Source organism: uncultured Porticoccus sp., from assembly GCF_963975625.1.
In the GTDB taxonomy this organism is placed as follows: Bacteria; Pseudomonadota; Gammaproteobacteria; order Pseudomonadales; family Porticoccaceae; genus Porticoccus.
Map to the genome: position 1 here is coordinate 1 of NZ_CAXBHS010000008.1, position 16627 is coordinate 16627.

The 16627-nt window shown below is 51.5% G+C and carries 22 protein-coding genes; 16 read left to right on the plus strand and 6 right to left on the minus strand.

From position 1 onward, the window contains the following. Positions 1 to 188: 188 nt before the first annotated feature. The 7 genes from rpsF (at position 189) to panD (ending at position 5020) form a co-directional block, all read left to right on the plus strand. Positions 189 to 689 (plus strand): 30S ribosomal protein S6, encoded by a 501-nt coding sequence (gene rpsF, locus AACZ64_RS08445; protein ID WP_293614970.1) that lies wholly within the window; start codon positions 189 to 191, stop codon positions 687 to 689. Between the two features lie 2 nt (positions 690 to 691). Further along, positions 692 to 919 carry a 30S ribosomal protein S18 gene (gene rpsR / locus AACZ64_RS08450; RefSeq protein WP_036859891.1) on the plus strand — a complete coding sequence of 76 codons (228 nt, stop codon included), beginning with the start codon at positions 692 to 694 and terminating at the stop codon, positions 917 to 919. 16 nt (positions 920 to 935) lie between these two features. Further along, entirely contained in the window at positions 936 to 1793 is an 858-nt protein-coding gene (locus tag AACZ64_RS08455) for a hypothetical protein (RefSeq protein ID WP_293614969.1), read from the plus strand. A gap of 48 nt (positions 1794 to 1841) precedes the next feature. Continuing rightward, positions 1842 to 2291 (plus strand): 50S ribosomal protein L9, encoded by a 450-nt coding sequence (rplI, locus tag AACZ64_RS08460; protein ID WP_293614968.1) that lies wholly within the window; start codon positions 1842 to 1844, stop codon positions 2289 to 2291. 93 nt (positions 2292 to 2384) lie between these two features. Continuing rightward, the gene (gene dnaB, locus AACZ64_RS08465; RefSeq protein ID WP_293614967.1) at positions 2385 to 3746 is read left to right on the plus strand and encodes a replicative DNA helicase; all 1362 of its coding nucleotides are present in this window, start codon (positions 2385 to 2387) and stop codon (positions 3744 to 3746) included. Between the two features lie 35 nt (positions 3747 to 3781). Then, entirely contained in the window at positions 3782 to 4627 is an 846-nt protein-coding gene (gene panC / locus AACZ64_RS08470) for a pantoate--beta-alanine ligase (RefSeq protein WP_293614966.1), read from the plus strand. A gap of 12 nt (positions 4628 to 4639) precedes the next feature. Beyond that, positions 4640 to 5020, plus strand: a complete 381-nt coding sequence (gene panD, locus AACZ64_RS08475) for an aspartate 1-decarboxylase (RefSeq protein WP_036859896.1) — start codon at positions 4640 to 4642, stop codon at positions 5018 to 5020. A 104-nt stretch (positions 5021 to 5124) separates the two neighbouring features. Here the strand turns inward: panD and AACZ64_RS08480 are convergent, their stop codons facing one another. The 6 genes from AACZ64_RS08480 to flgA form a co-directional block, all read right to left on the minus strand. Further along, entirely contained in the window at positions 5125 to 5574 is a 450-nt protein-coding gene (locus AACZ64_RS08480) for a hypothetical protein (RefSeq protein ID WP_293614963.1), read from the minus strand. Positions 5575 to 5831: 257 nt separating this feature from the next. Beyond that, on the minus strand, positions 5832 to 6740 hold the full coding sequence (locus AACZ64_RS08485; RefSeq protein WP_293614961.1) for a GGDEF domain-containing protein: 909 nt from the start codon (positions 6738 to 6740) through the stop codon (positions 5832 to 5834). Positions 6741 to 6912: 172 nt separating this feature from the next. Then, positions 6913 to 7605 (minus strand): flagellar brake protein, encoded by a 693-nt coding sequence (locus tag AACZ64_RS08490; protein ID WP_293614959.1) that lies wholly within the window; start codon positions 7603 to 7605, stop codon positions 6913 to 6915. A 19-nt stretch (positions 7606 to 7624) separates the two neighbouring features. Continuing rightward, the gene (locus AACZ64_RS08495; protein ID WP_293614958.1) at positions 7625 to 8101 is read right to left on the minus strand and encodes a flagellar protein FlgN; all 477 of its coding nucleotides are present in this window, start codon (positions 8099 to 8101) and stop codon (positions 7625 to 7627) included. A gap of 24 nt (positions 8102 to 8125) precedes the next feature. Further along, on the minus strand, positions 8126 to 8425 hold the full coding sequence (gene flgM, locus AACZ64_RS08500) for a flagellar biosynthesis anti-sigma factor FlgM (protein WP_293614957.1): 300 nt from the start codon (positions 8423 to 8425) through the stop codon (positions 8126 to 8128). A 93-nt stretch (positions 8426 to 8518) separates the two neighbouring features. Further along, positions 8519 to 9139: a flagellar basal body P-ring formation chaperone FlgA gene (gene flgA / locus AACZ64_RS08505; RefSeq protein ID WP_293614956.1), complete on the minus strand. Its 621-nt coding sequence runs from the start codon at positions 9137 to 9139 to the stop codon at positions 8519 to 8521. Between the two features lie 293 nt (positions 9140 to 9432). Here flgA and flgB point away from each other — a divergent pair, with 293 nt between their 5' ends. Genes flgB through flgJ form a run of 9 tightly spaced genes read left to right on the plus strand, consistent with a single transcriptional unit; the run spans position 9433 to position 16584 of the window. Continuing rightward, a complete protein-coding gene (flgB, locus tag AACZ64_RS08510; RefSeq protein WP_036859902.1) occupies positions 9433 to 9816 on the plus strand; it encodes a flagellar basal body rod protein FlgB in 384 nt (127 codons plus the stop codon). Positions 9817 to 9818: 2 nt separating this feature from the next. Continuing rightward, a complete protein-coding gene (flgC, locus tag AACZ64_RS08515; RefSeq protein WP_036859904.1) occupies positions 9819 to 10232 on the plus strand; it encodes a flagellar basal body rod protein FlgC in 414 nt (137 codons plus the stop codon). Between the two features lie 26 nt (positions 10233 to 10258). Beyond that, positions 10259 to 10933 (plus strand): flagellar hook assembly protein FlgD, encoded by a 675-nt coding sequence (locus tag AACZ64_RS08520; RefSeq protein ID WP_272992376.1) that lies wholly within the window; start codon positions 10259 to 10261, stop codon positions 10931 to 10933. Positions 10934 to 10975: 42 nt separating this feature from the next. Next, a complete protein-coding gene (flgE, locus tag AACZ64_RS08525; protein ID WP_293614952.1) occupies positions 10976 to 12241 on the plus strand; it encodes a flagellar hook protein FlgE in 1266 nt (421 codons plus the stop codon). Between the two features lie 17 nt (positions 12242 to 12258). After that, complete coding sequence (gene flgF / locus AACZ64_RS08530; protein ID WP_036859908.1) at positions 12259 to 12999, plus strand: flagellar basal-body rod protein FlgF; 741 nt, start codon at positions 12259 to 12261, stop codon at positions 12997 to 12999. Between the two features lie 11 nt (positions 13000 to 13010). Continuing rightward, the gene (gene flgG, locus AACZ64_RS08535) at positions 13011 to 13796 is read left to right on the plus strand and encodes a flagellar basal-body rod protein FlgG (RefSeq protein ID WP_293614951.1); all 786 of its coding nucleotides are present in this window, start codon (positions 13011 to 13013) and stop codon (positions 13794 to 13796) included. Positions 13797 to 13810: 14 nt separating this feature from the next. Next, a complete protein-coding gene (locus AACZ64_RS08540; protein ID WP_036861548.1) occupies positions 13811 to 14482 on the plus strand; it encodes a flagellar basal body L-ring protein FlgH in 672 nt (223 codons plus the stop codon). 9 nt (positions 14483 to 14491) lie between these two features. Next, on the plus strand, positions 14492 to 15610 hold the full coding sequence (locus AACZ64_RS08545) for a flagellar basal body P-ring protein FlgI (RefSeq protein WP_272992380.1): 1119 nt from the start codon (positions 14492 to 14494) through the stop codon (positions 15608 to 15610). 14 nt (positions 15611 to 15624) lie between these two features. Beyond that, a complete protein-coding gene (flgJ, locus tag AACZ64_RS08550) occupies positions 15625 to 16584 on the plus strand; it encodes a flagellar assembly peptidoglycan hydrolase FlgJ (protein WP_036861553.1) in 960 nt (319 codons plus the stop codon). The last annotated feature ends 43 nt before the right edge of the window (positions 16585 to 16627 follow it).

Consider the following 16627-nt stretch of genomic DNA (forward strand, 5'->3'; position numbering starts at 1 on the left):
AACACAGGTTGACTCAATCCCGGCCTTCAGACTCATTTAGGGATTGGAAAATACTCCCTGTAACTCCCTGAAATGTCGCTTGAAATAGCAGTGCCATACCCGTAGAATGCCCGCCCTTGGTCTGTATCGGGCCAATACTCCTTGCTGCACCGCACTGGGTGGGCAGCTATAACCCGTAGGGAGAGACAATGCGTCACTACGAAATCGTATTTATGGTTCACCCGGACCAGAGTGAACAGGTTCCCGGGATGATCGAGCGTTACAACAGCACCATTGCCACCGGCAACGGAACGGTACATCGACTCGAGGACTGGGGCCGCCGCCAACTGGCCTATCCAATCAACAAGATTCACAAAGCTCATTATGTCCTGATGAACATTGAATGTGGTCAGGATGTTCTGGATGAGCTGAGTTCTGCATTTCGTTACAACGATGCGGTAATCCGCAGCGCAATCTTCAGCTGCGATGAAGCTGTGACGGGTGACTCACCGATCATGAAAGCGGAGAAGTCAGATCACCGCAGCGATCGTCGCGATACCCGAACTGAAGAAACGGCATCTGACAGTCAGCGTACTGATGAGGGACAACGCGCCCCATCCGCTGATAATTCAGACAACGATGATGACACGTCTTATGCCGATGATGCAGCTGATGCGCCGTCAGAAGAAGTAGCGGAAGAGGAGAAGTAAAGATGGCCCGTTTCAATCGTCGTCGTAAATTCTGCCGTTTCAGTGCCGAAGGTGCTCCGGAAATCGATTATAAAGATCTGGAAACACTGAAGCAGTATGTCTCTGAAACTGGAAAAATTGTGCCAAGCCGTATTACCGGTACCAAGGCCAAGTATCAGCGTCAGCTATCCACTGCTATCAAGCGCGCGCGCTTACTGGCATTACTGCCTTATACGGACAGCCACCAGTAATTCGTAGCACCAGCTGATGCGGGCACTGGCTCAGTACATCATGCGCGGACGGATACAGGCGTCAGTGGTGGCCTTTTTTGGCAGCCTGCTGCCGCTGCTCAGTCCGGCTACGGTCAGCCTGGTGACTCTGAGTAAAGGGTTCGCTGAGGGTTGTCTGATTTTGTTGTGGGGCTGCTTGCCTCTTCTGATTGCATTTTACGTCAGTGGTGTCAGTCCCATGATAACCCTGGCCACCTCGGCAGGCATGGTGGCGGTTTTGGTGTCATCGGTGGTGTTGAGGCAGACACAGTCCTGGTCGCGAACGCTGTTGGTGTTGGTGTTTATCAGTGCAATTGGTAGTGTGGTGCTCAATCTGCTTTTTAGCGATTCGGCCCGGGAGTTGGAAGCACTTGTTGCCGGCATGTTCAGTCAACTACAGCAGCAAAGTGAAACCGGGGCTGCGCCATTTCAACCGGGACGTACTTTTTTGCTCGGTGTCATTGCTTATGTGGTAGCACTGACATCAGCCGCTTGTTTGGTACTGGCACGTTGGTGGCAGGCTGCGTTGTATAACCAGGGAGGTTTCCAGCGGGAGTTTCATCAATTGCGCTTTTCTCCCGCGGTGGCGCTGTCATTGGTTATGGGTGTGACAGCCTGTTACCTGGCTCCTCAGGAGTACGGCAGTTGGGCGGGATTGCTGGGATTGCCTTTATTTTTAGGGGGCATCGGTCTGGTTCACTTTACTGTGATGCATTACCAGGTCGGCGTGCACTGGCTGGCAGTTTTTTATGTGGGGCTGGTGATTATCGGCCCACTGAGTTTGGTACTGGTCGGGTTGGGTTTGCTGGACAGTATTTTGAACATACGCACCAGGCTGGTGAAGGATAAAAACTAGTTTTCCAACCGGCGGTGTCAACAGATTAATAGTGAGAGGATATTCGAGATGGAAGTGATTCTTCTGGAAAAAGTCGGCAAGCTTGGCAGCATTGGTGACAAAGTGAACGTTAAGGCCGGTTATGGCCGGAACTATCTTATTCCACAAAATAAAGCCGTGTTTGCCACTAATGCCAATATGGCAGAGTTCGAGGCCAAGCGTGCCGAGCTTGAAGCTGCCGCACTGGAGCAGCGCACGGCCGCTGAAGCCCGTGGCCAACAACTGGCTGCATTGCCAGCCATTGTCATTGCCGCCAATTCAGGCGATGAAGGCAAATTGTTTGGCTCCATCGGTACACGTGACATTGCGGACGCAGTGACCGCCGCCGGTGTCGAGGTGAGCAAAAGCGAAGTGAAGTTGCCTGAAGGGGCCCTGCGTGAAATTGGTGAATATGAAGTTGATATTCAACTGCATGCTGAGGTAACCCAGCCGATTAAATTGTCTGTCATCGCTGAGTAAGTCGGCAGTTTCAGGCGATATCACAATTGGTAACAACACGGCACTCCATTTCTCATGGCAGTGCCGTTTCCGTGTTGGCGGGTGATGGGTCAGATGGTTGAAGATAGAGAAGCACTGGAACAGCAATTGCCGCATTCAATTGAAGCGGAACAGGCAGTTCTTGGTGGCCTGATGCTCAGCAATAGTGGCTTTGATGCTGTTGCTTCGCTGATATCGGATAAAGATTTTTTTGCCAACGACCATCAACTGATTTTCCAGACCATGCGACAGCTCAATGCCGAGCAGAAGCCGCTGGATATCATTACTCTCTCCGAAACCCTGCAGAATAACCGACAGCTAGATCAGATAGGTGGTTCTTCCTATCTGGTTGAGCTCTCGAACAATACCCCCAGTTCTGCAAATATCAACGCTTACGCACAAATCGTGCTGGAGCGCTCCATTATCCGGCAGCTGATTACCGCTGCCAGTGATATCGTCAAAAAAGGCTACAATCCGTTGGGTTGGGACAGTAACAAGCTGCTGGCGGAGGCAGAAAAAAGACTGGTTGCGATTATCGAAAGCCGGCCCAACCAGGGTGGATTTTTATCGGTTAATGAGCTGCTTAAAGAAGTGGTTGAGCGAATTGACCAGCTTTTCAACAGCGATGCTGACATTACCGGGTTGAGTACCGGATTTGCCGATCTCGATGAGAAAACATCCGGCTGGCAGCCATCGGATCTGGTGATTGTTGCAGGCCGACCCTCAATGGGTAAGACTTCGTTTGCCATGAACATGGCAGAGCACGCGGTGTTGCATCAGGAAAAGCCGGTGCTGGTCTTTAGCATGGAGATGCCAGCTAGCCAGCTGATTATGCGGATGATGTCCTCCCTCGGCAAGATTGATCAAACAAAATTGCGGGCCGGGAACCTGTCAGAAGATGATTGGCCGCGACTGTCCAGTGCAGCCTCTCGCCTCAAGGACCGACCGCTGTTTATCGACGACACGCCGGGTATCACTCCCATGGAGCTGCGCAATCGGATCAGGCAGGTGACCCGTGAACACGGTCAGCCCGGCATGGTCTTGGTGGACTACCTGCAGTTAATGAGTGGCAGCGTCGCCACCGAAAATCGAACCAATGAGATCTCACAGATATCCCGGGAGCTGAAAAATATTGCCCGGGAGTTCAACTGCCCGGTAATTGCCCTGTCCCAGCTCAGCCGTAATCTTGAAAACCGCCCGAACAAGCGCCCGATCAATTCGGACTTGCGTGAATCCGGTGCCATTGAGCAGGATGCCGATGTGGTCGTCTTTATCTACCGCGACGAAGTCTACAATGAAGAAAGTCCCGACAAGGGCGTGGCCGAAATCATCATTGGCAAGCAGAGAAATGGCCCCATCGGCACCTGCAAGCTGACATTTCTTGGCAAATACACCCGCTTTGAAAACCTTGCCAGAGATTATTTTGCTCAGGATTGAGCGATTTTGTTCCTACAGACTTTTCCGGATAGCTTATGCAGATTTTTCATACGGTAAATGGCCTTCGCCAGTCACTGGTAGCGGCGAGGAGCACAGGAAAGCGAATCGGCTTTGTACCGACCATGGGGAATTTGCACGATGCACATATTGCATTGATCAAACAGGCACAGCAGACCAATGATGTTGTGGTCTGTTCCATTTTCGTCAATGGGCTGCAGTTTGGTCTCAACGAGGATTGGGATAAGTACCCCCGTACGCTTGAAGCTGACTCTGGTCGTTTGCGCGACGCCGGTTGTGATTTTCTATTTCATCCCAATGATCAGGAAATGTATCCCAATGGCCTCGATACACAAACCCGGGTGATTTGCCCGACTATGACAGATGTTCTCTGTGGTGCCAGTCGTCCGGGACACTTTGAGGGCGTCACCACCGTAGTGACCAAGCTGTTCAACATCGTACAACCGGACGAGGCAGTTTTCGGGATGAAGGATTTCCAACAGCTGGCCGTGATCCGTCGTATGACAGAAGATCTCTGTGTCCCCGTCGTGGTTACCGGGGCGCCGATCCACCGTGAGCCGGATGGTCTGGCAATGAGTTCCCGGAACAGTTTTTTGACACCCGAAGAACGGCCCAAAGCCAATCAGCTGTATCTCAGCCTCAACTGGATTGTGAGCCAGATAAACGCGGGTAATCGTGATTACAAGACCCTTGAAAAACAGGCCAGTGAGCAGATTGAGGGCGTTGGCTTCAGGGCCGACTACATCAGTGTCTGCAATAGCAAGACACTGCAAATGGCGGCAGATGACGATCAGGACATTACTGTTCTCGGCGCCATGTACACGTCCGGGGCCCGCTTAATTGATAATATTTCCCTGAACTAGAGGAATCGCTTTATGCTGAACACCATGCTTAAAGGCAAACTTCATATGGCCAGTGTTACCCACGCGGAGCTCTGGTACGATGGTTCTTGTGCTATTGATGCCAACCTGCTGGAGATGGCGGGGCTGAGAGAGTTTGAGCAGATCGACATCTACAATGTAAACAATGGTGAACGGTTCACTACCTACATTATTTGTGCAGAACACGGCTCCGGTATTATTTCTGTGAATGGCGCTGCAGCCCGCAAGTGTCAGGTGGGCGATCGTCTTATTATTGCCACTTATGCCCAATACACCGAAGAAGAGTTGATTCGGCACAAGCCTAAACTGGTTTATCTGGACGAATGCAACAAAATTGTTCGGGCGTCAAATACTATTCCGGTCCAGGTTGCCTGATCTGAGACCTTCCTCACTACTATCGCCATTTCTCTTCCCAAAAGATCCACAGGGTGGGGCGCTAATAGTGATTAGAATCATGTCACGCCAGCCAAGATATCTGGCTAGGTCGGCTTAATGGCATTTTCGGAGGGAAGTACTGCTTCTTCGTCACCCTCAATTAAGGGAAGACGATTTATGAGGCTGCTGAGTTCGTCGAGGTGCTCTTCTGAAATATCTACAAAGCGGACAACTATGCCCGCTCTTTTTTTACCCCGCCGGATCCTGAGAAAAGCAGCTTTGATGTCTCTGATGACAATCACGTCGTCCAAATCAGAAAATAGTCTGATTTCCTTAAACACAGTGTTCTTGCCATCGGGAAACATTTTCTCCAGAACTTTTTCCGTTGCCCCTTCATTCAGATAGAGGCAACCACCCCTGATGTTTAACACCATATGGCCAGACTTGGTGGCCTCATGAAAAGCGAATGGGTCCAGATTCTTGAGGGTTATCTCACATCTGGCAATGACCCGGTTTCCGCTAAATTTTCTTTTGTCCAGATTTTCCCCTTTCACAATATTTCTTTGCCTTTTAACTTTATGGGCGCAGTGGATAAATGTTTGCTCCCTATGGAATGGCGATTTGCAGACAATAAATCATGTTTAGCCAGTTTGATTTTATTGAGTGCTAAAGAGGTAATTAAAACAATATGACATGGTAACACATGCTGACAATGTGAGTTCTACATTGCTTTTTCAGAGAGGACGAGAAAAACGCTTACTGAATTTGATCAGCTACTGGCTTCGTTAATTTATAATTAACGAAGTAGAAATCAACAAATGCAATTCCGACCATTCTTTTTTGCATCGTAGAGTGCCTGATCAGATCGTCTTATGAGCTCTTCGTGATGCTCTCCATGACGATATGAGGCCAAACCGATACTGACTCTCGGCGTAATGCTGTGGTTGTTTATTTCAACAGCCGAGTTGCCTAAGGATGACATGATCTGTTTTGCGGCACTGTGGGCGCCAACAAGATCTGTGTTAGGTAATATCAGCACAAATTCATCTCCTCCAAAACGAAAGGGGAGATCCGAAATACGCAGTACTTGCCTGATGGCTTTTGATGCGTGTTTTAGTATCTGATCACCGCCGATATGACCGACCTGATCGTTGATTATTTTGAAATTATCAATATCAATCATCATGACTGACAGATGATAACCATGCCGCTCAGCTCGTTTGGTTTCTTTGGGTAGTAGTTCGTCCAGTGATTTTCTGTTCATGACACCGGTTAACGCATCATAGAAGGCCATTTTTTCCATTGCCCGGAAGTCCAGGGCATTTTTCAGGTAGTGAGCAAGGTAACCAATACTTTGTTCATGAACAAACAGATCCTGTTCAGAGAAGCGTTTTTGGCTGCTGATGGTCAATTCCCCCAGGTAACGTTTTTGTAGTCTCAAAGTGTAGTGGGCCTGATGAACCCGCAGTGACCCCGATATCAGAGAGATATCCTCATCAGGATAAACATATTCAACGCTACTCAAGGGTTGTTGCTCGCTTAACCAAACGAAAAAGTGATTGATCAGGGAGCCGAGATCAAGTGAACCCTGAAGCCTTTGGTGAAGCCTCAACTGGTTTTTGTCGGAGATCACTTGATGAGATGGTTGGTTTTTTGGCGAACGATCCGCCGAGGATTTCACTGCGTTTTGCGAAGTGTTTATCGGTATTACTTTTTCCATAAAACAGATATGTCCATGGTAAGCCGAATGAAGAGTGGCTCAAATTCTGATGGATAGTGCGCATGAGACAACGACAAACCATTATGATGCATCACATATTCTTTGACAAATAAATGGCGAGTTTATTTGTTTGTATTTTTCGGCTGTCTGGTAGACGGAAAATTGACGGTTTTCAGGCCGGCAGGCCAGTGCGGATATGATGCCGTTGCAATTTCATCAACCATTGGTTGAGTTGTTTGCGAGTTAAACTGGATAGTGAGCTGAACTCCATACCAATTCTGCTGGCTGGTACCTGCGGGGCGGCTTTATTGTGCCTGACCTGAGCGTCGAGTGATAAGGGCTCGAAGTCAGTAAAGTTGATTTCGCAATGGACGAGCTGTGTGTCACTGATCGCTTGCGGTACATGTAATCTGATGCAGAGACCGTTATCTGAAATGTTTTCGAGCTGCGCACGAAGCCTTTGTCCGTCGTGGGTCAATATGTTAACCGAGGGTGCCTGCTCCCTTCGTATCGGCACCCTGAAGCTGGTGCGTTGCTCTGAAAAATCAAGCTGTTGGGGGAAGGCGATCTTGTGACAGGGAAAGCCGTCTTTCTCAATGGTCGGGGACAGATGTCTGGATTTGAATTGGTAAAGGGTGCCGCCATGGCTCACCCGTATCGTCAGGTCGTCGCCGGGTTTGAGTTGTTTGTTGCCTTCCTTGGGGATCAGCTGGTCTATATGCAACCAGTTGTCTGTCATGCTGACCAGATAGGAGGTGTGAGTAACATTCTTTTTGCCGAATCCCACCTGTAGTGGCAGCCGGGCCTGCTGAAAATTTTTCAGCAGAGCGGTAATTGAATCCGCTGAAAAAACGGTGTCAGTCATTGTCCGGGTGTCCATTAGCTCAGGCTTTTCCGAATGAGCGTGTGCTGGTGGCCGAAACCTTATCCCCCTGGTTGGAGTAGGTGGGTGTGGTATTTTCCTGACGCAGAATGTTGAGTGCGCTGGTGGCATAACGCTGTTGTTTTAGAATGAGCTTGCCGTTGTGGCGGTTTATCTCCTGGCAGCGTGTTGCCAGGTCGTTTAGATCGTTAATGGTGGCCATTAACGGTTTTGGGTTGATACTATCCGAGGCCAATTTTTCCATACCCTCCCGGCCCTTGCTTCCAGTCATTTTCTGCATGAATTGTTCCCGGGCATGGGTTGCATGGCGCTGGGAGTCCAACAACCGGTTTTTCTCCTCGGTAAGAGCCTCGATCTCACTAATATCGGTTGAGAGGAGCGCTTCGGTTTCTCTTGTCAGAACATCAAGCAATAAAGACAATTGGTTTAGCTCTGAAACCAGCAAGTTGGCGAAATTCTTTTCCGGCTCGTGATCCATAAGCTATAACCCGTGATCCATAAGTTATAAAAGGTCCCGCTCGGTTTGCAGCAGCTTTTTGACAATTTTGTCAGTATCAATCTGATACTGGCCATCGGCTATCGCCGTTTTAATCGCATTGACCCGCTGGCTGTCAATGTCAGGGATTTGGGACAGGCTTGCTTCCAGCTTGAGCATTTCCGTTGCTGCAGTGGTCAGTGTGACGCTATCGTTTTGCCCTGTGGACGATGCGCCGTCCCGAGAATCGGTGCGTGATTTTTCGGATGTGCTGCCAGCTCGCTGCGAACCCTGGTTCAGGTCAGCTCTGGTGGGTTTGATGTTCATGTCACTCTCTATAGGTTTCATAGCTGGTAGGCCATCTCTCCTGAATCATAGCGGCAAAAAATAGAAAAACTTTAGTGCACATACTGGGTGCTATTATGGCACGCTTACAGTCCCGTCGGAATTGGCAACACCTTCCACCTGCTGGTTACTGCTCAGGTTTGTTACACGTACACGTTCACCCGCTGTGGCGTCTCCCAAGGCTTTGCCCTGCATTCGCACCTGCAAATTACCGGCCCCGGCGACCAGTGTGACCTGTTGGCCCCGTTTGATCACTTTCGGGGGTCTGAGTTGATTGACTCCTATTGTGGAGCCAGCGTCGAGTGATCTCGTTAGCTCCATCCCGATAATCTGCTCCACTTCGTAGACAACGCCACTGATGGCCATATCGATGGGCTGGTCAATAACAGTGAGATCGGCCTCACTGATTATAGTGTTGCGTGCCAACGGTCTTGCCAGCACCGGTACTGCCCGTTGGGCAGAGATATGTGCGCGCACATAAATTGTCCAGGGTTGGCTGGACGCACAGCGCACACCAACATTAACGGCACCGAGGGAAGGGGCTCCCGGTGGCATAAAGGTATCCAGAGGTTGTTCGCAGTCGGGCAACCTTAGTCGTTCATCCAGAGGGCGAACCTGGACCTTCACATTGTCATAGCCGAGAGCCTGGGCTCTTCTTTTACCGGCAAGAACAACGGTATCCGTGATGCTTTGCAAAGATTGATTACCCTGATTTGAAAAAACTCCCTGGCAGATAGCTGACAGTAGCAGGCAGGGTAACAACTGGAAGCGCCAAATTTTTGTCATTTGCTCTGGAAAATAATGAGTTCCCCCTTGTTTAAGCATTAACCGTGCCAGTTGTCATGGGCGGCAAACTTTGCCGCCGGGGTGAAGGGTTGCCGATGGATCGGCTGTCAGTGTTGCCGTTAATTTTATTTAAGTCATTGAAATAAAAGAATTAAATATGTTGGCACGCAATCTGTATAGGAAAAGGGTAGAGGTTTGAATAAATGAATGTAATTGACAAAGTTTTTGGTATCTCTCCGTCGGTCCTGGCGCTGCGTTCGCAGCGTACAGAAATGATCTCCGCGAATCTGGCCAATGCGGATACTCCTGGGTACAAGGCAAAAGACATTGATTTTCAGGCTGCGCTTGGTCGGGCCACAGGGGACTACGAATTGTTGCAAACCAATAAAGCCCACATGACCGTGAACGGTATCGATAAGGAAGAGGGGATGTACCGGGTTCCTGTTCAGCCGTCACTGGACGGGAATACGGTTGAAACAGATCGTGAGCATGGGGCATTTATGGAGAACGCGATTCGCTATCAGGCCAGTCTTGATTTCCTTGGTGCCCGAATCAAATCCACATTGCAGACACTGCGTGGAGAGTGACTATGAGTCTGTTTAATGTCTTTGATATTTCCGGTACGGCCCTCTCCGCACAGAGTGTCAGGTTAAACGCCATTTCGAGCAATATGGCAAATGCCGACGTGGTGAGTGGCAGTGCAGAGACTGCATACCGGGCAAGATACCCGGTTTTTACTTCTGCTTACGATGCGGTAAGTGGCAGTAGTGACGCAGTTGGTGTACGGGTTTCCGGAATGGTGGAATCCAAGCTTGCGGCCCGTCAGGAATACATGCCGTCGCATCCGATGGCGGACGAAAATGGTTTTATCTACATGCCTAATGTGAACATCGTAGAAGAGATGGCAAATATGATTTCTGCCTCCCGCTCCTATCAAAGCAGTGTCGAGGCAATGAATACAACCAAACAGCTCATCCTCAGGACCTTGAGTCTGGGTCGTTAAGCGATAAGCATCAGGAAGGAATGATTATGAGTAGCGTAGCCAGTCTGTCAGAGCTTTTCCCCAGCACAGTGCAAGGGGAAACCATTAAGAATAATCCCAATGAACTGGGACAGGAAGATTTTATGACGCTGCTGGTTACGCAGCTTGAGAATCAGGACCCAACCAAGCCCATGGATAATCTGGAATTTATCAGTCAGCTTGCCCAGTTTGGCACTGTGTCGGGTATTCAGGACCTGCAGGGCGGGTTTAGCGGCCTGTCGTCAGTGTTGTATGCCAATCAGGCCCTGCAGGCAGCGGGCCTGGTAGGACAGGAAGTATCCACCAGCTCAAATATGGGTTACTTGGCGGAAGAGGGGGGTGAGCTCAACGCAACGGTTGCGCTGCCTGGGGACGCCACCAGTTTGAAGCTCTATGTCCAGGATCAGAGTGGCCAGCTCATTTATAGCAGATCTTTCGGTGCGACTGAGCAGGGTAACCTGAACGTCAGCTGGGATGGAACCGATGCTGAGGGGAATACCGTTGCGCCCGGCCGCTATCGTTTGAGCGCGGAGGCATGGATAGATGGTCAGAACGAAGCCGTGTCGGTTTATCCCCGCCAGCGGGTCGAGTCAGTCAGTGTGGCCGGCGACGGTAGTGGCGTATTGCTAAACCTGGCGGATGGTAGCCAGGTCTCGATATCATCCGTAAAAAGCTTTCATTAAATAAATCTGGAAATTCAGTGACGCAAGGTCAGGAGATAAAACATGGCATTTGGTACAGCAGTATCGGGCATCAAGGCGGCAAGCGCGGATTTGGGGGTGGTCGGTAACAATATTGCAAACAGTTCCACTACCGGGTTCAAGTTATCACGGGCGGAATTTTCTGATGTGTATGCCACCAGCCTGTTGGGTGCTGGTGGTAATGCCATTGGTAAAGGCGTCAGTCTGGCCGGAGTAACCCAGGAATTTACCCAGGGGAATATCAGCTTCACCAATAATGCGCTTGATCTGGCCATTAACGGTAGCGGGTTCTTTTTGCTGAGCGATGAGGGCGCATCGACTTATACCCGTGCGGGCAACTTTCAGGTGAACCGTGAAGGTCTTATCGTGACGAGCGAAGGCCAGAGGCTCCAGGCTTTTCAAGCCGATAACCTGGGAAATATCAACGGGCAGTTGGGTGATTTGCAGTTGGACACCTCCCTGATTGAGCCCAACCCCACTGGTTCAGTAGACATTACGCTAAATCTTGACTCGCGAGAGACTGCACCGCTGGTTCCTTTTGGCGGGCCCTTCGATGCTTTTGCTGTGCCCCCCACCAGTCCTGACAGTAATTCTTTCAATGCCACCAGCTCTACAACGATTTACGACGAACTGGGCAACCCTCACGTGTTAAGTACGTTTTTTGTGAAAACATCAACGGCTAACCAGTGGGAAGTTCATACGCTGGTTGATGGTGTGACAACGTCTGGACCAGATACGCTGACGTTCCAGTCAAACGGTCAATTTGATCCTGCCACCTTGCCGGTAGAGGTCAATATTGCTGGTTGGACACCCCTTAACTCCGCAGGCGCACCCACAGGTGCCAGTGCTCAGAGCTTTACTGTTTCCTTATCCAAGGGTACTCAGTTTGGGTCTGATTTTGCAGTCAGTACGATTGTTCAGGATGGCTTTACTACGGGCCAGCTGCGTGGGCTGGAAATTGATAATACCGGGGTTGCCTTTGCGCGTTACACCAATGGCCAGGCTCGCGCACTGGGACAGGTGGCTATTGCAGGGTTTGCCAACCCAAATGGTCTCCAACCTCTCGGCGGTACCAGTTGGGCGGAGACTTTCTCATCTGGTGCGGCAACCCTGGGTGAACCTGGCAGCTCCGGGTTGGGGGTGATTCAGTCCGGGGCGCTGGAAGATTCCAATGTGGAAATTACCGAGCAGTTAGTGAATATGATTATTGCCCAGCGCAATTTTCAGGCAAATGCCCAGGTGATTCAGACAGAAGATGCGATTACACAAACCGTTATTAATATCCGCTAGCAGGTAGTGATTGAGCCATGGATCATTTCGTCTATATAGCCGCTTCCGGTGCCAGGGAAACCATGCTGGCTCAGGCAGCGAATAGCCATAACCTGTCCAACGCGTCGACCACCGGTTTTCGTGCTGATCTGGTTGCGGCACGCAGCGCTTATCTTTCGGGTGCCGGTCATGAGAGTCGCGCTTATGCAGGAATCAGGAGCCAGGGAGTCGATTTTCGTGAAGGCGTGATTACCGCTACCGGCCGTGATCTGGATGTGGCGATCAATGGAGAAGGCTGGATGGCGGTGCAGGCCCCGGATGGTTCAGAAGCGCTGACTCGACGTGGCGACCTGCGTATCGATTCGTTCGGCCAGTTAACCAACGGTGCCGGGCAATCCGTTCTCGGTAAGGCGGGCCCTATTGCTTTGCCACCTTATTCGCAACTGGGCATTGGTACCGATGGCACTATCTCTATCGTTCCCCTCGGAGAAGATCCCAATACTCTGGTGGAATTTGATCGCATCAGAGTAGTAAATCCCGACCCGTCTCTGCTCACGAAAGGTGAAGACGGTCTGGTTCGCCTTCAGGGGGAAGAGCCTGCAGTTGAAGACGCGAACATAAGGCTGATCCCGGGGTCGCTGGAGAGCAGCAATGTGAATACCGTGGAATCCATGGTGAGAATGATCGAGTTGGCACGTCAGTTCGAGAGTCACGTAAAAATGATCAAAACTGCCGAGGAGCTGGATAGCTCTTCTGCGGCATTGATGAGAATAAGCTAGGGAGTTGACCAATGAATCAAGCACTGTGGATTGCAAAAACCGGGCTGGATGCCCAGCAGACCAAGATGTCAAATATTGCCAACAACCTGGCCAACGCCGGCACAACCGGTTACAAGCGAAGCCGGGCTATTTTCGAAGATCTGTTGTATCAGAATGTTCGTCAGGTGGGCGCTCAGTCCTCCCAGGATACCCAGTTGCCCTCGGGCTTGATGATAGGTACGGGTGTCCGTGTAGTGGCTACAGAAAAACTGTTTACCCAGGGGAACCTGGCACAAACCGAAAATATGCTGGATATGGCCATTCAGGGACGCGGCTTTTTCCAGATTCTGCTTCCCGATGGTACTCAGGCCTATACCCGGGACGGTTCCTTCCAGGTTGACAATCAAGGGCAGATGGTGACGTCTGCCGGCTATATTCTCCAGCCTTCGGTGACGCTGCCGGAGAATGCACTTTCGGTGAATATTGGCTCCGACGGTACGGTATCGGTCAGGCAGCCGGATTCCTCCGCTGTCAGCCAGGTAGGGACAATCCAGTTGGCGGATTTTGTGAATCCCGCGGGGTTGCAGCCCATTGGAGAAAATCTCTTTCTCGAGTCCAATGCCAGCGGTTCACCGCAGACCGGTAACCCCGGTCTGAATGGCCTTGGAACAGTGTTTCAGGGGTATGTGGAGAGCTCGAATGTCAATGTGGTAGAAGAGCTGGTCAACATGATCGAGACGCAGCGAACCTATGAAATGAACTCCAAGGCAATATCTACCACGGATCAGATGCTCCAGTATGTGGCCAGTAACCTCTAGATATGGTGAAGCAAATGAGGTTCGCATCATTCAGTTTGCTGTTTATGCTGCTCGGCTCGTTGCTGGCAGGCTGCAGTGGCATGCCCAGGGAGAGTCATCCGGACTATGCCCCGGTGGAATTGCCTGAAATGGACAGCGCCGACAGGCAGTTGCCCACGGGTGCCATTTATCAGGCTGAGCAGAATGTCAGCCTGTTCGAGGACGCCAAAGCCCGGCAGGTAGGCGATGTGGTTACGGTGATTCTGGCAGAGGCCACCAATGCTGCAAAGAGTAGCGACACCACCCTCGACAAAAGCAGTAATACGTCGATTGCAGACCCTATTATCGGCAACCGTTCCAACTTTGACCTGGGGGTTGACCTTTCCTCCGCCAGTGGTTTTGAGGGAGAAAGTGCCAGTAATCAGCGCAATAGTCTGACGGGTAGCATCGCTGTCACCGTCGCCCGGGTGCTGCCCAATGGTTACCTTTATGTACAGGGTGAAAAGTGGATACAGATCAATCAGGGGCACGAGTACATCCGCCTGAAAGGAATCGTTCGCCCGGTGGATATCTCCTCCAGTAATACGGTTCTTTCGACCATGGTAGCCGATGCCCGTATTTCCTACGGCGGCACCGGGGCACCGGCGGAAGTGAATATGGTGGGGTGGTTGTCGCGTTTCTTTATGAGTCCACTGTGGCCATTTTAGGAGAATTTCATGGGTACTAGCGCCAGAGTCTGTACGGTTGCTCTATGCCTGCTTTCTATTTTTTCTACCCCCTGGGCATTTGCAGAGCGCATCAAGGACATCGCTTCCATCAATGGTGTGCGCAGTAACCAGTTGGTTGGTTATGGCCTGGTGGTTGGTCTGGATGGCAGCGGCGACCAGACCACCCAGACACCGTTTACCGTGCAAAGTGTCAAGAGCATGCTTGCCAAGCTGGGTGTATCGCTGCCGGCCAATGTCAATCTCCAGTTGAAGAATGTTGCGGCTGTGATGGTTCATGCGGAGCTGCCCCCTTTCGCGAAACCCGGCCAGACCATTGATGTCACGGTTTCCTCACTCGGCAATGCAAAAAGTCTGCGCGGGGGGTCACTGCTGATGATGCCGTTAAAGGGTGCTGATGGACAGACCTATGCGGTTGCCCAGGGCAACCTGTTAGTCAGCGGCTTTGGTGCAGATGGTGCCGATGGCTCCAGTGTGACAGTCAATGTGCCCAGTGCCGGCCGCATCCCCAACGGGGCAACGGTGGAACGGGGTGTGGTCAGCCCATTCAATCACGATGCTTCACTGGTGATGAATCTTCATGCTGCGGATTTCACCACAGCTTTTCGTGTGGCGACCAGTATTAATGAGTCTCTGGGAGAGGGGGTGGCCCGGCCTCTCGATGGTGGCTCTGTGGAAATCCGTGCACCACTGGACCCGGCAGAAAAAGTGGCTTTTGTTTCAATGCTGGAAAATCTGCAGGTAAAGCCAGCCAGTGCCCCGGCCCGGGTTATTGTGAACTCGCGGACTGGCACGGTGGTGATTGGCCGGGAAGTTCGGCTTGAACCCGCCGCCGTGGCTCATGGCAGCCTGATTGTGACGATCAACGAAAACATCAACGTCAGCCAGCCGGAGCCTTTCGCCCGAAGAGGCAATACGGTGGTGACGCCCGAATCCGAAGTGTCGGTGGAGCAAGAGGGTACCCGCATGTTCCTGCTGGATGCGGGCGTGACACTCAATGACCTGGTGGAAGCTGTCAACAAAGTCGGTGCCGCCCCCGGTGATCTGGTGGCGATTCTGGAGGCATTGGAGCGTGTGGGTGCGCTGCGTGCCCGCTTGATCGTGATCTAGCCATGGCAGAGGCAATGACGTCGACATTCATGGATATCCAGGGGTTGGCCTCGTTGCGCAGCCATGCTCGCGAGGCTCCAGGGACGGCTATTTCCGAAGTGGCCGGACAGTTTGAGTCTCTTTTTGTGCAGATGATGCTCAAGTCTATGCGAGATGCCACCGTAGATGGCGGCCTTTTCGACAGCAGTCAGCTGGATACCTATCAGCAGATGTTTGACCAGCAGATTTCGCTTGAGCTCTCACAGCAGGGTGGTATTGGTCTGGCAGAGATTCTTGTCACTCAATTGGGCGGTGGGGCGCAGACTGAACCGGTAATTGATGAGGTGGGGGGCGTGCAGCCGTTGGTCTCCCTTGAGCGACCTCCATTGAGGGTGCAGCGGGACGTGCCCGGGTTAATTCCCCCGGCGGCAGAGAGGCAGTCAGTTGTGCGAGCCGTCAGCGCCACAGGGCAGGATGGCCTGGCAACTTCGCCGGAAGAGTTTATACAGGCAGTCTGGGATGATGCGGTGGTCGCCGCCGGTGAACTCGGTCTGGACCCTGCCGTTCTGGTGGCTCAGTCAGCGCTGGAGACGGGTTGGGGCAAGAAAGTTATTCAGGCCGCAGACGGCAGCAGCAGCTTTAATCTGTTTGGTATCAAGGTAGGGAATGGATGGCGAGGCGATTCCTCTATTGTCAATACCATGGAGTTCAGGGATGGGCTGGCAGCCCTGGAAAAAGCAGCCTTCAGGGTATATGACTCACTGTCCACCGCGTTCAAGGACTATGTGAGTTTTCTGAAAAACAATCCGCGCTATCAGGGTGCGCTGGAGAAAGTATCCGACAGCAAAGCATTTCTGACAGAGTTGCAGCAGGCGGGCTATGCCACCGATCCAAAATATGCCGAAAAAATTCTGGGTATTCTGGAAAGGGGTAACTACAGCAATCTGGTTAACCAATTAAAGAATTCCGGAAAAGAGTCGCTAACTGGTACCTAGGGTTAGCCCATCAGTGCGTCCATTCACTGGACTGCCAGGCAGG

Excerpts from the sequence above, each read along its gene's own strand:
- rpsF (WP_293614970.1), top strand. The coding sequence starts at position 189 with ATGCGTCACTACGAAATCGTATTTATGGTTCACCCGGACCAGAGTGAA.
- rpsR (WP_036859891.1), top strand. The coding sequence starts at position 692 with ATGGCCCGTTTCAATCGTCGTCGTAAATTCTGCCGTTTCAGTGCCGAA.
- AACZ64_RS08455 (WP_293614969.1), top strand. The coding sequence starts at position 936 with ATGCGGGCACTGGCTCAGTACATCATGCGCGGACGGATACAGGCGTCA.
- rplI (WP_293614968.1), top strand. The coding sequence starts at position 1,842 with ATGGAAGTGATTCTTCTGGAAAAAGTCGGCAAGCTTGGCAGCATTGGT.
- dnaB (WP_293614967.1), top strand. The coding sequence starts at position 2,385 with ATGGTTGAAGATAGAGAAGCACTGGAACAGCAATTGCCGCATTCAATT.
- panC (WP_293614966.1), top strand. The coding sequence starts at position 3,782 with ATGCAGATTTTTCATACGGTAAATGGCCTTCGCCAGTCACTGGTAGCG.
- panD (WP_036859896.1), top strand. The coding sequence starts at position 4,640 with ATGCTGAACACCATGCTTAAAGGCAAACTTCATATGGCCAGTGTTACC.
- AACZ64_RS08485 (WP_293614961.1), bottom strand. The coding sequence starts at position 6,740 with ATGGAAAAAGTAATACCGATAAACACTTCGCAAAACGCAGTGAAATCC.
- AACZ64_RS08490 (WP_293614959.1), bottom strand. The coding sequence starts at position 7,605 with ATGACTGACACCGTTTTTTCAGCGGATTCAATTACCGCTCTGCTGAAA.
- AACZ64_RS08495 (WP_293614958.1), bottom strand. The coding sequence starts at position 8,101 with ATGGATCACGAGCCGGAAAAGAATTTCGCCAACTTGCTGGTTTCAGAG.
- flgM (WP_293614957.1), bottom strand. The coding sequence starts at position 8,425 with ATGAACATCAAACCCACCAGAGCTGACCTGAACCAGGGTTCGCAGCGA.
- flgB (WP_036859902.1), top strand. The coding sequence starts at position 9,433 with ATGAATGTAATTGACAAAGTTTTTGGTATCTCTCCGTCGGTCCTGGCG.
- flgC (WP_036859904.1), top strand. The coding sequence starts at position 9,819 with ATGAGTCTGTTTAATGTCTTTGATATTTCCGGTACGGCCCTCTCCGCA.
- AACZ64_RS08520 (WP_272992376.1), top strand. The coding sequence starts at position 10,259 with ATGAGTAGCGTAGCCAGTCTGTCAGAGCTTTTCCCCAGCACAGTGCAA.
- flgE (WP_293614952.1), top strand. The coding sequence starts at position 10,976 with ATGGCATTTGGTACAGCAGTATCGGGCATCAAGGCGGCAAGCGCGGAT.
- flgF (WP_036859908.1), top strand. The coding sequence starts at position 12,259 with ATGGATCATTTCGTCTATATAGCCGCTTCCGGTGCCAGGGAAACCATG.
- flgG (WP_293614951.1), top strand. The coding sequence starts at position 13,011 with ATGAATCAAGCACTGTGGATTGCAAAAACCGGGCTGGATGCCCAGCAG.
- AACZ64_RS08540 (WP_036861548.1), top strand. The coding sequence starts at position 13,811 with ATGAGGTTCGCATCATTCAGTTTGCTGTTTATGCTGCTCGGCTCGTTG.
- AACZ64_RS08545 (WP_272992380.1), top strand. The coding sequence starts at position 14,492 with ATGGGTACTAGCGCCAGAGTCTGTACGGTTGCTCTATGCCTGCTTTCT.
- flgJ (WP_036861553.1), top strand. The coding sequence starts at position 15,625 with ATGACGTCGACATTCATGGATATCCAGGGGTTGGCCTCGTTGCGCAGC.